Here is a 14,583-nt window from a genome sequence, read left to right as displayed (position 1 = left end):
GCCGGACATGCTTTGGCTAGAACTTCACGCCGAATTCGAGCCCATAGGTCGCTGGTTGGCTCCAGTTCGCGCCCATGCCGTAACTGGAGTACTGTGCCTGTGTCCGGTAGCGGCTGTTCGTCACGTTGTCGCCGAAGAGGGCTACATGATAACGCGCGTCGGGCCCGCTCCATTGTGCGCGCAAGGCCAGCGTTTCATATCCACCCTGCCTGAACTGGATGCCTGACGGGCCGAAGAAGAGGCTGGATGAGTAGAACAGGTTGCCGGACAGCGCCAATTCGCCACCCGCCATTTCGGTTTCGTAGCGTGCGCCGAGGAAGCCGGTGAATTCCGGCGTCCGCTGCATGGTCACGTCTTCAAGCGTCGTCGGTACGACCACGAAGGTCACGCCCGCCCCGCAGGTGGCGGCGTACTCGGGCGGTGCCTCGGTGCAGCGCACGTATATGGGCGCGTTGTTGAAACGCTTGTAGCGGGCGTGGACGTAGGAGGCGCCGGCGTTGATCTGAAAACCGGGTGTGACCTCGTAACGAACCGAGCCGTCAAGGCCGTATATTTCAGAGGTGGCGGCATTGATCAGTTCTGCCGTCGCAGTCCGGAAGATCGATACCTGCAGGTTCTTGTAGTCGTAGTAGAAAGCAGCCGCCTCGAAAGAAAGGCCGCGATCCTCATACTTGAAGCCGAGTTCGTAGGCGTTGATGTCCTCGGGGCGAACATCGTTGCACACGAAGTTGGTTGCCGGGGTCTGGCACGAGCCTCCGACGTCGAGCAGCGCGGCCTTATACCCCTTGGTGAAGGAGGCATAGATACTGGTCTGGTCCGTGGGCTTATAACGCAGCACGGCGCGCGGCGTGAACTTGTCGTTCGAGATGCTCGGGACCGGCACCTCTGTGGCGACGAACTGCCGGTTCCAGTAGGCATCGACGACCTTATCACGAGAGTAGCGGCCGCCCAGCGTCAGGAAGAGCTGCGGCGTGAACTCGTACGTGGCATCCAGAAACGCCGCGTAGCTTTTGACCGTGGTGCTCGACCCGCCGAGGCGCACGCGGGAGTTCGGGTCGTTGCCGAAATTGTCGATAAAGGTGATGTAAGTATCCGTGTTCTCGAAATAGAACAGGCCGGCCGTCCACTGGAGTCTGGAGCCGGCCTTGGATGTAAGCAGAAACTCCTGGCTCCATGTCTCATTTCGGTTAGGAAGGCCCAACTGGAACAGGTCTAATCCCGAATAGTCGAGATCCTGAGACATGTCGGTGTTTTCACTGCGATACTGACTGTAGGAGGTCAGGTCCGCAAAACCCAGGTCGGCGCGGACGGTACCCTGCAGGACATCCGTGTTTGCCCGCATGAGTTCCGCGACGGAGCCGCTGGCGATGCGGTTCTTGGCTGTCGTATAGGTTCCGGGAATGCCGCCGAATGGCGCGCCAAGCCCGAAGTCCGACGTCTCCAGGGTCGACGCCAGCATCGTTGACGGGTCATCCACATCGCTGTGCTTGTAGCGCAGCAGGATCTCGATGGTGTCCGTCAGTTCCGCCTTCATCCCCAACCGGAACGACCAGTTCTCGTAATCGCCCACTCGCCGGTTGTTGTTCGTGATATCGCGGCGCCAACCATCTCCGCGTCTGTACTGAGCCTCCACGCTCAACGCGACGCGGTCCGAAATGACGCGGTTGGAGTAGGCCTCGGCCTTGGCCTCGTTATAGCGGCCGTACGTCACGCGCCCTTCGAAGGTGTTCCCGGCGGTGGACGGCTCGCGCGTGCTGACCAGAATCGCGCCACCGGTGGTGTTGCGGCCAAAAAGAGTACCTTGGGGGCCCTTCAGAACCTGGATGCTATCGACGCTGATAAGGTCGAAGTCCGCCGCCAAGGGGTTGGGCGAATAGAAACCGTCGATATAAATGCCGACGTTTCCGCCCCCGCCCGAGGTCGTAACGGCCGTGCCGATGCCGCGGATTGTGGGCTGGAAGAAACCGCCCGCGAAGTCGAAACGCAGGCCCGGGGTTACCTTGCCGATGTCGGCCAACTGTTGAACGCTCGCCGTTTCCAGCGCCGCGCCCGAGAGGTTGGTGATCGAGATCGGCACATCAACCTGGGCTTCGGCACGGCGCTGCGCCGTGACGATAATGGGACCTTCATCAACAGTGGCTACGTCGGCGGCATTCTGTGCAAGAGCAGGAAATGGGGCCAGGACGGCCAATGCCACAATGGACGCGCGTGTGCCTGCGTTTCTCATACATCCCTCCCTGTCGGCTTTTATGAGCAGCCTTGACCGTCCCCGGCGATACTATACCTGGACCAGCCGCGATACTGCGCACGTGAAGTGCCCTGCACAATATCGTGTCGGCAGTGCTCTAGAAGGTTAGGCGCCCGGCGGAATATACCCGATCGTTTCCTGCTGTGGATCGTAGGACTCGGCCTTCCAGCGAACTGACCCGAAGGGCCGCTCAAGCCGCCGCCGGACCCGTCGTCCCTGCTGGCTGCGGTTAAAGGCGTCGGCCTCCGCCTGGATGTCATAGTCCGATTGAGTATAGCGCCCGCGCATCCTGAGATAATCACCCCAGGTCGGGCAGTGATAGCGCTCCGTCCACAAGGCGGGATTCTCGATGTCGCGTGACAGCGTCCAGTCGAAACCGCCTATCCGCTTCCGCACCCGCTGCATCTTGATCATCACGGCGTAGAACTCACGGGCGAGCTTGGGGTCCACATCGTATTCCACCTCGATGACAACGGGTCCGGACCGCAGCGTCAGGGCGAGGTTCGGCGCTGGCTCGTAGCCGATCTCCACCGTGTCGACGTCGGTTTCGGTGTCCTTGCCGATCGGCAGCAAGGCACCCAGCATCGCCGTTGCCGCGACGGCGATGCCGGACGCAACCAGGGCGGAGGCCACGTCGAAGCGCGACGCGACCATCCCCCAACCCCAGGCACCTATGCCAACCCCGGCGGTGATCGCGGAGGAAAACAGCGACAGCGCCCGGGCCGTCACCCAGCGTGGGGCAGACATCTGGACGCTGACGTTCAGCATGGCAATGGTCAGGATGTTGCACGCGCCCACCAGCAGAAACGCAAGACAGCTCAGTAGCAGGGAGTGGCTGAAACCGATCCCTACCAAAGCGGCACCCGATCCCATGGCGAAGACCCGGATTGCCCATTCTGTCGGGACCCGGGCGCGAATCTGGCTAACGAAAAGCGCGCCCATGACGGCCCCTGCCCCCTGTGCCCCCAAAAGTATGCCGAAGGTCGCCGCGTCGCCGCCCAACATCTCTTTCGCGATCAGCGGAGCCAGTGCCGAAGCAGTAGCCGTGGTCAGCCCGAAGGCGAGCACCCGAAGCAGCGCCGTCCTCACCGCAGGGGCGTGAAGCGCATACCGGGCCCCGGTGACGATGGCGCGGTCAATGCGCTCGGGAGGAAGCCGGGAGGCTACGTGCTGACGTTTCCAGAAGAAGAAGGCGGCAAGCAGCGGGAGGTAGAGCAAAGCCGTCATCCCGAAGACGACCTTCACGCCATAAAGAACGACGATGAAGCCACCCAGCGCCGGGCCGAAACTCCGGGCGACATTGTAGCTTATAGTGCCCAGAGCCACGGCAGCCGGCAGATGGCGCCGACTGACCTGCTCCGGAATGGAGGCCTGCCAGGAGGGAGAGAACAGTGCCACGCCTGTTCCCGTCAGCACACAGAAGCCCAGCAGCAGCCAGGGAGTCGTGAGTCCAAGAAAGGTGATTGTTGCGAGAATGGCCGCACTGATCGCGCTGAAGGCAAGACCCGTCATGGCGATGCGACGCCGGTCGAACATGTCGGCGATCGCACCGGCCGGCAACGTCACCAGCATGAGCGGCAGCATCATTGCAGTTTGTACAAGGGCGACCATGCTTGCCGAATTGCTGAGGCGGGTCATCTCCCACTGAGCCCCGACCCCCAAAAACAGTTGCCCGAAGTTCGAGAACAGGCTGGCCGTCCAGATATTGCGGAACGTGCGCTCCCGAAGGGGAGCGAAGGCACCGCCTTCATCCGCGTCCTGCCGTGAAGCCATATTCCCGTCGCCCCTTGCTACCATTCGTCATCGATCATGGTGGCAGCCTTCTGCATCAACAAGTCGCCCATCGCGAAGACGATCCATTGAAGCAACTCTGCCCGATACCGATATGCTAACCATAGTCAGCAATCGCCGCAGCGATAGCGCTCCCGGTCGCGATTGCAAATGCCAAGGCACGCCCGCAAGACGCGGAAAACAGCGGTTCATCGCGCAGGGACACCAAGGAGATCTGTTTTGACCGAGGCTTACATCATCGATGCTGTCAGAACTCCGCGCGGGCTCGGCAAAATGGGCAAGGGCGCACTGTCGCAGATGCACCCGGAACATCTCTCGGCCACGGTCCTTGCCGCGATCAAGGAGCGCAACGCGCTCAAGACCGAGGATGTGGACGATGTGATCTGGGGTGTCTCCGCGGCCCTGGGCCTGCAAGCCGGTGACATCGGTCGCATGGCGGCACTGGATGCAGGCTACGATGTCCGCGCCGGTGGCGTCACGCTCAACCGGTTCTGCGGCTCCAGCCTCACCGCAACGAACCTTTCGGCAGCGATGATCAAGTCCGGCATGGCGGACGTGATGGTCGCCGGCGGCATGGACATGCTTTCATATGCCAACATGTATGGCATGAAGATGCGCGAAGCAGGCGTCGGGAGCAGCGGCATGGGTGCGGGCAACCCCCGCCTGCAGGCCAAGCACCCGCAGTCGAACCAGGGCGTCTGCGCCGATGCAATAGCCGCCATGGAAGGCATCACCCGGGAGGATCTTGAGGCGCTTGGCGTCGAAAGCCAGCGTCGTGCCGCCGTTGCCATGGCCGAAGGCCGTTTTGACAAGTCCACCATCGTCGTGAAGGACGAGGATGGCAACGTGATCCTCGACCATGAGGAATACCCGCGGCCCGAGACCACGGCGGAGAGCCTTGCGCAGCTCAAGCCTGCTTTCGAAATGTTCTACAACATGCCTTCTGCTCCCGGCGGAAAGACTTACGTGGAGCTGATCAACCAGGTCTATCCTGACGTCGAGATCAAGCCTGTCCACCACGTCGGCATCTCGTCAGGGGTTGTCGACGGCGCGTCCGCGATCCTGTTAGCCTCGAAGGAGTATGCCGAGGCGAACGGACTGACCCCGCGCGCCAGGATCGTGGCGATGGCGGAGACCGGCGATTGCCCCACCCTGATGCTGAACGGACCGGTCCCGGCCGCGCGCAAGGTTCTTGCGAAGGCGGGCCTCTCGGTAGAGGACATCGACGTCTTTGAGGTGAACGAAGCCTTTGCCGTCGTCGTCGAGAAGTTCATCCGCGATCTTGACCTCGATCGCTCCAGGGTCAATCCGAACGGCGGTTCCATCGCGCTGGGGCATCCGATCGGTGGAACAGGCGCCATGCTGATCGGCACGGCTCTTGATGAACTGGAGCGCACGGGCGGGCGTTATGGCCTCATCACGATGTGCGCGGCGGGCGGGATGGCTCCCGCGGTAATCATCGAACGCATCTGACGGTGCAAGGATAAGGAGTATTCGGTGGCGGCTGAGGCGGACGAGAAGCTGGCGGGAACTTTGAGCGACCCGTTCGCCATGCGCGAAGAGGCGCCCCGACGGCAGGTCGGTCTTCGCATGACTGTCATCGCAAGACTTCAGCGCAACAATTTCGACCGCAAGGTCGCGGCCCTCAATGTCACCCGCTCCCAATGGGCGATGATCGCCATCGTCGCCCGCTATCCGGGATCAACCCAGCGGACGATAGCCGAGTACCTGGAGATGTCGGAGGCCTCTGCAGGTCGGCTTATCGACCGGTTGTGTGCCGACGGCCTGCTTGAGAGACGCGATCGGCGGGACGATCGCCGCGCTCGCGCCGTATACCTGACGGACCAGGCACGGCCACTCCTTGACCAGCTCGGAGCGATTGCGGCGGAAAGCGAGCAGAAGATGTTCACTGGGTTCACCGACGAAGAGGTCGAAACGCTGCTCAGCTACATGACCCGCATCTACGAAAACGTCAGCCGCGGCTGAAACACGCGAGCGTGGCGCTCGGACGCGGCGATGCTCACTCCGCAGAACTGGCCCATAGCAAAAGGGCGGCGCCACAAGGACGCCGCCCCTTCTTCTTGAGAGACTTATCCGAACTCACTTCGCAGCTGCGAGTTCCTTCTTTGACAGCGACGTCGTCACCTTACCGCTGACTTCGCTGATGCTGTTGGCCGGCACCGTGACGAGGCGGCCGTTCAGGATCACCTGCGGGTTCCCTTCGGCGGTCACGCGATAAATCGGAGCGATGCGGTAGCCGTCAGCTGCGTAGAGCATCTTCCCGGCGTTCAGGACTACCGCGGCGCCGGCTGCTTCCTCCGTCGCTTCGCGAACCTGGGTCGTCTCGGCGAATGCGCTGGCGGGAATGGAACCGATCGTGGCAAGCGCAACAAACGTAGCAAACTTCTTCATGGTGTGTCTCCGTCGAACGGCCGCATGTGCGCAGCCACCGTAACTTACTAAGCTTAGTTAGTATTATTTGAACAGTCGGTCAATTGCGAAATCTGCATTTATCTTCGCGTTTGCAGCAACATTATCGCGGCAGCGGAGACAGTCGCACGGCGGCGTTCAAGAGTGTCTCGGAGCGCCCGAAATGGGCCTCGGCAGCCATGATCGTCCCTACGATGAGGGAGCCGGTTGATCCCCGGTCGCTTTGCGCGCACATCTCATCCTGTAGACGAAAACGATTGAAAAAGCAGGCGCCGGAAGTGGCGCGCGATAAGCACGACGGGGATTGGTAGACGATGTCGACAAAGGTCATGGAAGGCGTGCGAGTCCTTGAAGTCGCACAGTTCACCTTCACGCCCGCAGCGGGCGCGGTACTCGCCGACTGGGGGGCCGATGTCATCAAGATCGAGCATCCGGTGCGCGGCGACACCCAGCGCGGCTTCCTGAACATGGGCGGCGTGCAACTTGACCCGCTGCGACACACCTTGTTCGAACACCCCAACCGCGGCAAGCGCAGCGTCGGCATCGATCTCTCCACGAGCGAAGGGCAGGCCGTGCTCTACGAACTGGCAAAGCAATGCGACGTGTTCGTGACGAACTATCTCCCGCAGGTCCGCCAGAAGAACAAGTTCGACGTGGAGCACATCCGTGCAGCCAATCCGAACATCATCTATGCCCGTGGCTCGGCGCTCGGAAACAAGGGGCCGGAACGTGAAGTCGGTGGCTTTGATGGTACGTGCTTCTGGTCGCGCAGCGGCGTTGCCTATTCGATGACGCCCGAGGAGCTTGGTGCTCCGCTGTCCCAGGGCATCCCGGCCTTCGGAGATTCGATCGGGGGCATGTTCATCGCCGGGGGCATCTCGGCAGCTCTCTACCATCGGGAGAAGACGGGCGAAGCCGTCGAGCTTGACGTGTCGCTCCTGAGCACGGCCGCCTGGGCTTCCGGCGCGCTCATCGCGCAGGTTGCCGAGACAGGTGTCCTTACGCGCAATCCCATGCCGGGCTCCGGCGGCGCGGCACGCAATCCCTTCATGGGCAATTACCAGACCAGCGACAATGGCACGATCAACTTGTGCACGATCTCGCCCACCGGTCACATCCGCAGCCTGTTCGAACACCTCGGGGTTCCGGAAGCAGCGGAAGACCCCCGCTTCTCCGAACCGCGCGCACTTTTCGAGAACGCAGGGGCGGCAAGCGATGTGCTGGTCAAAGCCTTCGCCCAGAAGCCGTTCGAGTACTGGCGACAGCATCTCAAGACCTACACGGGCCAGTGGGCTCCGATCCAGAGCTTCCAGGATCTCCTGACGGACGAGCAGGCAATGGCTAACGACATGATCGTCGAGGTGGAAGGTGCCGACGGAGGTGCGCCGCTGAAGCTCGTGCGCGGCCCGGTTCAATGGAACGGAGAGCCGACCGATACCACCCGTTCTCCGCAGGCCTCGGAGCATACCGAGCTCGTCCTTATGGAAATGGGGATCGAGTGGGATCGGATTGAAGAACTCAAGGCCTGCGGAGCCATCGCTTAAGGAAATTCTTCGTTCCCCGTCCGTCCCTGCGGCGGGGCTCCATACGTCAAGATGCCTGGTCGGCGAAGCGCACATGCTCAGGCCGGGTGACCATATCGAGAACAAGGAAACGGACATGAAGCCTGGAACTCGCCTGAAAAGCGCTACCTGTGACACGGAGGTCATGGTGATCCGCGCGGCAGACGGGCAGATCGAGTGCGGAGGCGCGCCAATGGCAGAGAACAAGCCGGCCGAAGCGGCCCCACTGGCAGCGGACTTTTCGGCGGGAACCCTGATGGGCAAACGCTACGTCGACGGTGCGAATACCTACGAACTTCTCTGTGTAAAGCCTGGAAAGGGCTCTCTTTCCGTGGATGGTCAAGCCCTTGTGATCAAGGATGCCAAGCCCCTGCCCGCATCGGACTGACGTTCGCAATGAATATCGCTCTTCTACTCGAAATGGCGGCGGAAGCCGCCCCGGACCGCATCGCTCTTGTCTGCGAGGGGAAGCGGTGGACCTATGGTGATCTCCTCGACGCGGCGCGCGGCGCGTTCGAGCTCATCCAGGCGAGCGAGGTGGAATATGTCGCGCTGCTGGACGAAAGCAGCGAAGCCGCCATCATCGCCGTCTTTGGCGCAGCCTTGGCAGGCGTGCCTTATTGCCCGCTCAACTACCGCCTTCCGGACACCGATCTCGCGGCGCTGCTTAGTCGCATTGCGCCCGCCCTTGTCATTGGCGACGAAGAACGGGTGACCCGGATTGCAGCGACACAGGGCCACACCATTCTCTCGCGTGAGGAGTTCAGCCTCAAGGCTCAGGAAACCGTTCCCTCGGCTGACACACGCGAGTACGATCCGGGCGAAGGCATCGCGATCCAGCTCTTCACGAGTGGCACGACGGCGGCGCCGAAAGCGGCAATCCTGCGTCATTCCAACCTACTCGGGTATATACTGGGCACGGTGGAGTTCGGCAGCGCGGACGAGAGCGACGCCGCCTTGGTGGTGGTGCCGCCATACCACATCGCCGGCATCTCAGCCTTGCTCTCCTCCATCTATGCGCAGCGGCGGATCGTGATGCTGCCTTCGTTCTCTCCGGAGGACTGGCTCTCTCTCGTTGAGGCAGAGGCGATCACCAACGCTTTCGTCGTGCCAACCATGCTGGCGCGCATCGTTGAAGCCATGGACAAAGGTGCCACGGGGCGCACGCAGAGCCTCCGGGCGATCGCGTATGGTGGCGGCAAGATGCCGCTCGAGGTCATTCACAAGGCGCTGCTGCGCTTCCCCATGGCTGGCTTCACCAACGCCTACGGTTTGACCGAGACGAGTTCGACCGTCGCCCTGCTCGGCCCCGAAGATCACCGCGCGGCTCTCGCTTCCGATGATCCGAAGGTGCGCGCCCGCCTGACGTCGCTCGGCAAGCCGATCCCCACGGTGGAGATCGAGATCCGCGGCGAAAGCGGCGAGATCCTCCCAGCGGGTGAGCCGGGCGAGATCTTCGTACGTGGCGAGCAGGTGTCTGGTGAATACAAGGAGAAGAGCGCCCTTGATGCAGACGGCTGGTTCCCGACCCGGGATGCCGGCTACATGGACGAGGACGGCTACCTCTTCCTCTCCGGTCGCGCCGACGATGTGATCGTCCGAGGCGGAGAGAACATGTCTCCGGGTGAGATCGAGGACGTACTTCTCACGCACCCTGCTGTGGCCGATGCCTGCGCATGCGCCGTTCCTTCGGTGGAATGGGGCGAGGCCGTCGGCATTGCCGTCGTCACCCGGGACGGCCACGAGGCACCGCATGAGAACGAACTGAAAGACCTGATTCGTACCCGCTTGCGTTCATCGCGAGTGCCTGAGAAGATCGCCTTCGTTCGGGAGTTGCCATATAACGAGATGGGAAAGCTGCTCCGGCGCAAGGTGAAGGAAGTCCTTGCCAACTGATCTGCCGACCGCGGCCGCGCCAGCAATTCCCCTGGCGAGGTGGGCGGACCGCCAACTTGAAACGTTGTCGTCCCGCTTCGGCCTGCCACGACTGAGTGGTCAGCAATTGGTCGGAGAGCGTGGCTCCAACGGCCGATACACCATACGAGGCCGGGTTTCAGCCGGCCCGGGTAGCAGTCGTCTTCTTAAGACATGCGATGGCGGATGGTTTGCGTTGACGCTCATCCGGGATGTCGATCGGGAGCTGCTGCCAGCTCTGTTTGGCGATGCCGGCGTGAAAGCTTGCGATTGGAGAAGCATTGCCGCGGCCGCGGCACGACATAGCGCCCGCGCCCTGGTTTCCACCGGACGACTTCTGGGCCTTCCGGTGGCGCAGTGGAACGAACACCCGGTTTCTCCGGCGGTCGAGACCATGGTACTTGGTCGCCACCGGAAGCGTACCATCGGGCACCGCCCCCTCGTCGTCGATCTGTCGGCGATCTGGGCCGGCCCCCTTGTCGGTCATCTGCTATGGCAGGCCGGCATGGAGGTCGTAAAGGTCGAAAGCCGAAGCCGCCAGGATCTTATCCGCGCCGACGATCCGGCCACGTTCGCTCGGATCAATCAAGGCAAGGCCAGTTTGCTGGTCGACTTTTCCGATGACGAGGAGAAGGCCGCGTTAATCCGTCTGATCCGCCGCGCCGACGTGGTGATCGAATCCTCCCGGCCCAGAGCGCTCCAGCAACTGGGAATCGATGCCGAGGCGCTGGTCCGGGGAACGGCCGGTCTGGTCTGGCTGTCGGTCACCGGGCACGGCGCAAGAGGCGAAGCGGCAAACTGGACCGGCATCGGCAACGACTGCGGCGTCGCCGGTGGCCTCACCCGCGCCATGGCCGAGGCGGGCGGTGGTATCGGCTATGTCGGTGACGCGATCGCCGATCCGCTGACGGGGATCATCGGCGCGCGCGAGGTTTTGGCGGCGTATGGCGACGGCTTCGCCCGTAGAATTGGATTGTCGATGAGCGCGGTAGTAGCCATGGCGTTGGCTGAGGAACGCGCCTATGATCGGCAGAGGATCGATGCTGAACTTCGCGCGTGGGGCACGGCGGTCGGATCACCCTTTCCCCATGTCGAGCCACGTTCCCTCACGGCTGCCGTCCGAACCGTGGGCGCGGACAATGCACGCTATCTTGGGACTGAGGCGCCATGCTGATCCGCAACGCGCAGCTATGGCAAAGCTGTCTCAGTGACGTTCGTATCCAAAACGGGCGGGTAGCCGAGATCGGTACGCTTGAGCCACGCTGGGGCGAAAGGCTGATTGATGGCGGGGGCGGGCTGCTGATCCCTGGGCTGCACGACAATCACATCCATCTCGCCGCTCTTAGCGCCCAGCAAAGCTCCATCATGTGCGGTCCGCCAGCCGTGTCGAACGCGGCGGAGCTTGCCAGGGCGCTCGACAAGCCGGGGGACGGCTGGCTGCGGGGAACAGGCTTTCACGAATGCGTGATGGATGGGAAGCTGCCCGATGCGCGGGTTCTCGACGGCATGATCGCCCATCGTCCGTTTCGCATGCAGCATCGCACCGGACGAATGTGGTTCCTGAATACGCCGGCCTTGGCCGAATTGCTCGCGAAGGCAGCACCGCCCCCCGGCCTGGAGCACGACGGGGAGCGGTTTACCGGCCGCCTGTTCGACGAGGATGACTGGCTGCGCCGCGGCCTTCAGTCAGTCCCCCCCGATTTTGAAGAATCAAGCAAACGCCTGGCGCGGTTCGGCGTGACCGGCATTACAGATATGTCGCCTCGGAATGATCCGCAGATGGCCCGCCATTTCGCGGAACAGAAATCGGCAGGGCGCCTGCTTCAGTCCGTCATCCTAGCGGGAGCTCCTTCCCTTGCCGAGGGCGTTCTCGAGGCGTGCCAGCTAGGGCCACTCAAGCTCCACCTGCACGAGAACGCCCTGCCCGACTTTGATGATGCGGTCGCACTCGTCCAGACGGCAAGGGCACAAGGCAGATCGGTGGCCGTCCATTGCGTCACGGAAGTCGAACTGGTGTTCACGGCGGCATTGCTCGAAGTGGCTGGAAGTCGGCGCGGAGACCGCATAGAGCATGCTTCGGTGGTGCCGGAGGTCCTCATCCCTCGCCTTCGGCATCTGCAGCTCGACCTTTGCGTGCAGCCTCACTTCATCACTGAGCGGGGTGACAGCTATCTGGCGAACATGCCCCCCCGCCAGATGCCGGACATGTACCGTCTGCGCAGCCTGATGTCCGCTGCGATTCCTCTGTGCGGCGGAAGTGATGCTCCCTACGGGGACCCTGATCCCTGGAAATCCATGGCGGCGGCGGTTACCCGCACCACGCTTGCAGGCGCCATGATCGGGGAAGAGGAATGCCTGTCGCCCGAGGAAGCCCTCGCGCTCTATCTGGTGGATCCGCGCGAGATATCACGCCAACGCCAGATCGTGCCGGGTGCCGCAGCGGACCTGTGCCTCCTCGATCGCCCTTGGGCTGAGGTGCGCAGGCGTTTATGCAGCGACGACGTCCGGCTTACCATTGCAGCCGGAAAGATCATCCACGATCGAGTCGATCAATCCCCATGCGAGGGCCGTGCTTGCGCTGATACGCCGGCCTGACAGCACCATGAGGGCGGTTCGCTGCCTCCCGATCCGGCGGCTGATCGAGACGCAGCCGCCGGCGCCAGGGATGATCCCCATCGCCAGTTCAGGAAGCTGGAACCACGAGCGGCGCGTGGCAGTGATATGAGAGGCGCAAGCAGCCAGCTCCAACCCCGCTCCTACGCACGCTCCATCGACCTCCACGAAGAACCGGTCCGAACAACGAAGAGCCTCAGCTGCGGGCAAGGTGCTCTGCCGAATGGCATGGGCCGTAGCAGGGTCGCGTGTGGTGCCAAACTCATCGAGATCGGCGCCAAGGCTGAACGCCTTGCCTTTCGCCCGCAAGGTGATCGACGCGATGGTGAGGTCCATGTTCACGAGAGCAAAAGCTTCGCGCAGGCCGTCCCGCATGGGCTGATCGATGGCGTTGCCGCTGTCGGGTCGATTGAGAACGGCCAGCGCATGATCCCCTTCGCGCGTCAGCTCCACCACGCCCGCACCCGCCGTCGATGGAGACGATGCGCGGCCTTCAAGCCATTGCTCGTGCGAGGCGCTGCCTTGCAGCGTTGCGTAGGCGAGCGATTCGACAACTAGGGCCTGCTGGAGGGGCAGCGACGGAATGATTCGCAGCAACTGAATCAGTACCGCCGCCGCCGCAGGCTGGGCCATGACAGACTTGCGCAGGAGCTCGGGCGAAAAGCCCGGCTCCAGGAAGGTATCCAACCTGGGCGCGCACAAGTGATCACGATCACCCACGCCGACAACGACCCAAGGGGGAAGTTCACACGAGAACGAGTCGGGGAATCCGACGGTAAGATCGACGAAGGAAATCGGCGCCTCCCATTCCGCCCATCCTCCGCCCAAGAGCGCCGACGCAGCTCGAGACCGGCAGAAATCACTCGTAGACGCTTGATCCATGACGCCTCCCGCGCATCTTTCACCCCGCTGCCAGCATGCACTTGGGATGCCCGCAGGCAAGGGATTGAAACAGCCTTTTTTCTATACGCGCAAACACCTCTTCGTCGAGTTGGTAGGAAAAGCCACAACTCCTGAGTTGTATACGAATATGGCCCTTGATGAACATCGGTGTTGATGCTAACCAAAGTCAGCAAAAAACGAGAACGGCTCAGTTATCCCGGCAAACGACCTGGAGCTGACAGGCTCGGCAAGTGCGAGTTCATCAACCACTCAGAGGGAGGAGAGACCTCATGGCTGGCAAGACATCGTCATCGAACAAAGCAAAGATCGCACGTCGCGTGATCGAGGTACTGGAATACTTCGACGACGCGCACCGGGAGGCGACCGTCATGGACATCGTCCGTCGGTACAACCGTCCGCAGTCCAGCACCTCTGAACTGCTGTCGAGCCTGGTAGAGCTTGGCCTCCTTCACAAGGACCCCTACTCCCGCGCCTATAGCCTGACGCCCCGAGCCGCGCTGATCGGAACCTCGGGTCAGCCGGAACTCGTGCGTGACGGGCGCATCGTTCGCTTGATGGATCGCCTGGTGGCTCAGACCGGGCTTTCGGTTGCGCTGCATTCCATGGTGGGGCTCGATGCCCAGATCGTGAACTGGCGCCATGGCCCCCGCGCTCTTGCTGCCACACGCGACCTTGCCGGCGGTGTCAAGGAACCACTCGCACGAAGCGCTCCAGGTTGGCTCATGCTGTCGACTGTCGCCCGCCCGCGCTGCGAAGGCATGGTTCGCCGCCTCAACGCTGAAGCCGCCGAGCAGGACAAGTTTGCCTTCGCTGAGATGATGGCGCGCATCGATGCCTGTCGTGAAGCCCGGCACCTGTTCGGTCCGGCCGGCTTTGGTACCAGCGCGGACGCCCTCAGCGGGCTCGTGCCTCGCCAACCTGATGGACACCCGCTTATTGTCAGCGTGATCTACGGGAAGGACGACAAGGTCAATCCCGAGGCGCTGTTCCAGTGCCTGAGCGATGCGATGCGCGCCTGTCTGCCGGATCCGGTCGCTCAACACGCCCATTCGAATGTAGAGCAGCTTTCCTACGCCGCCTGAGGGATGAGGGTCCTGCGAGCCATCTCGCAGGACCCTTCCC

General features: G+C 62.5%; 12 protein-coding genes. 8 read left to right on the top strand and 4 right to left on the bottom strand.

The features are described from left to right. Positions 1–16: 16 nt before the first annotated feature. Together QOL62_RS03690 and QOL62_RS03685 are read right to left on the bottom strand one after the other, a co-directional pair. The gene (locus tag QOL62_RS03690) at positions 17–2,227 is read right to left on the bottom strand and encodes a TonB-dependent receptor (protein WP_283405228.1); all 2,211 of its coding nucleotides are present in this window, start codon (positions 2,225–2,227) and stop codon (positions 17–19) included. 126 nt (positions 2,228–2,353) lie between these two features. After that, the gene (locus QOL62_RS03685; protein ID WP_283405227.1) at positions 2,354–4,021 is read right to left on the bottom strand and encodes an MFS transporter; all 1,668 of its coding nucleotides are present in this window, start codon (positions 4,019–4,021) and stop codon (positions 2,354–2,356) included. A gap of 237 nt (positions 4,022–4,258) precedes the next feature. On the opposite strand from QOL62_RS03685, the gene QOL62_RS03680 reads away from it, so the two are divergent. Next, entirely contained in the window at positions 4,259–5,512 is a 1,254-nt protein-coding gene (locus tag QOL62_RS03680) for an acetyl-CoA C-acetyltransferase (RefSeq protein WP_283405226.1), read from the top strand. A 24-nt stretch (positions 5,513–5,536) separates the two neighbouring features. Further along, the gene (locus tag QOL62_RS03675; RefSeq protein WP_283405225.1) at positions 5,537–6,025 is read left to right on the top strand and encodes a MarR family winged helix-turn-helix transcriptional regulator; all 489 of its coding nucleotides are present in this window, start codon (positions 5,537–5,539) and stop codon (positions 6,023–6,025) included. Between the two features lie 114 nt (positions 6,026–6,139). Here the strand turns inward: QOL62_RS03675 and QOL62_RS03670 are convergent, their stop codons facing one another. Next, positions 6,140–6,451 (bottom strand): hypothetical protein, encoded by a 312-nt coding sequence (locus tag QOL62_RS03670; protein WP_283405224.1) that lies wholly within the window; start codon positions 6,449–6,451, stop codon positions 6,140–6,142. 332 nt (positions 6,452–6,783) lie between these two features. Between QOL62_RS03670 and QOL62_RS03665 the strand changes: the two genes are divergently transcribed. The 5 genes from QOL62_RS03665 (at position 6,784) to QOL62_RS03645 (ending at position 12,540) form a co-directional block, all read left to right on the top strand. Beyond that, positions 6,784–8,013: a CaiB/BaiF CoA transferase family protein gene (locus tag QOL62_RS03665; protein ID WP_283405223.1), complete on the top strand. Its 1,230-nt coding sequence runs from the start codon at positions 6,784–6,786 to the stop codon at positions 8,011–8,013. Between the two features lie 115 nt (positions 8,014–8,128). Next, positions 8,129–8,419, top strand: coding sequence for a hypothetical protein (locus QOL62_RS03660; protein ID WP_283405222.1), 291 nt, complete (start codon positions 8,129–8,131; stop codon positions 8,417–8,419). Positions 8,420–8,427: 8 nt separating this feature from the next. Then, the gene (locus QOL62_RS03655) at positions 8,428–9,927 is read left to right on the top strand and encodes a class I adenylate-forming enzyme family protein (protein WP_283405221.1); all 1,500 of its coding nucleotides are present in this window, start codon (positions 8,428–8,430) and stop codon (positions 9,925–9,927) included. Between the two features lie 214 nt (positions 9,928–10,141). After that, positions 10,142–11,119, top strand: a complete 978-nt coding sequence (locus tag QOL62_RS03650) for a CoA transferase (protein WP_283405220.1) — start codon at positions 10,142–10,144, stop codon at positions 11,117–11,119. Next, positions 11,113–12,540, top strand: coding sequence for an amidohydrolase family protein (locus tag QOL62_RS03645; protein ID WP_283405219.1), 1,428 nt, complete (start codon positions 11,113–11,115; stop codon positions 12,538–12,540). Before QOL62_RS03650 ends, QOL62_RS03645 begins: the two co-directional genes overlap by 7 nt. On the opposite strand, the gene QOL62_RS03640 is transcribed toward QOL62_RS03645, so the two are convergent. After that, on the bottom strand, positions 12,433–13,278 hold the full coding sequence (locus QOL62_RS03640; RefSeq protein WP_283405218.1) for an enoyl-CoA hydratase/isomerase family protein: 846 nt from the start codon (positions 13,276–13,278) through the stop codon (positions 12,433–12,435). The two genes, QOL62_RS03645 and QOL62_RS03640, sit on opposite strands and share 108 nt — an antisense overlap. Positions 13,279–13,730: 452 nt before the next feature. On the opposite strand from QOL62_RS03640, the gene QOL62_RS03635 reads away from it, so the two are divergent. After that, positions 13,731–14,543 (top strand): helix-turn-helix domain-containing protein, encoded by an 813-nt coding sequence (locus QOL62_RS03635; RefSeq protein ID WP_283405217.1) that lies wholly within the window; start codon positions 13,731–13,733, stop codon positions 14,541–14,543. Positions 14,544–14,583 lie beyond the last annotated feature (40 nt).

Source organism: Novosphingobium panipatense (genome assembly GCF_900182875.1).
In the GTDB taxonomy this organism is placed as follows: domain Bacteria; phylum Pseudomonadota; class Alphaproteobacteria; order Sphingomonadales; family Sphingomonadaceae; genus Novosphingobium; species Novosphingobium panipatense.
This window is presented reverse-complemented; position numbering and strand designations above follow the sequence as displayed.

What these genes read in the sequence shown, in the direction of transcription:
- QOL62_RS03645 (WP_283405219.1), top strand. Translation starts at nt 11,113, where the DNA reads ATGCTGATCCGCAACGCGCAGCTATGGCAAAGCTGTCTCAGTGACGTT.
- QOL62_RS03655 (WP_283405221.1), top strand. Translation starts at nt 8,428, where the DNA reads ATGAATATCGCTCTTCTACTCGAAATGGCGGCGGAAGCCGCCCCGGAC.
- QOL62_RS03685 (WP_283405227.1), bottom strand. Translation starts at nt 4,021, where the DNA reads ATGGCTTCACGGCAGGACGCGGATGAAGGCGGTGCCTTCGCTCCCCTT.
- QOL62_RS03670 (WP_283405224.1), bottom strand. Translation starts at nt 6,451, where the DNA reads ATGAAGAAGTTTGCTACGTTTGTTGCGCTTGCCACGATCGGTTCCATT.
- QOL62_RS03635 (WP_283405217.1), top strand. Translation starts at nt 13,731, where the DNA reads ATGGCTGGCAAGACATCGTCATCGAACAAAGCAAAGATCGCACGTCGC.
- QOL62_RS03665 (WP_283405223.1), top strand. Translation starts at nt 6,784, where the DNA reads ATGTCGACAAAGGTCATGGAAGGCGTGCGAGTCCTTGAAGTCGCACAG.
- QOL62_RS03690 (WP_283405228.1), bottom strand. Translation starts at nt 2,227, where the DNA reads ATGAGAAACGCAGGCACACGCGCGTCCATTGTGGCATTGGCCGTCCTG.
- QOL62_RS03660 (WP_283405222.1), top strand. Translation starts at nt 8,129, where the DNA reads ATGAAGCCTGGAACTCGCCTGAAAAGCGCTACCTGTGACACGGAGGTC.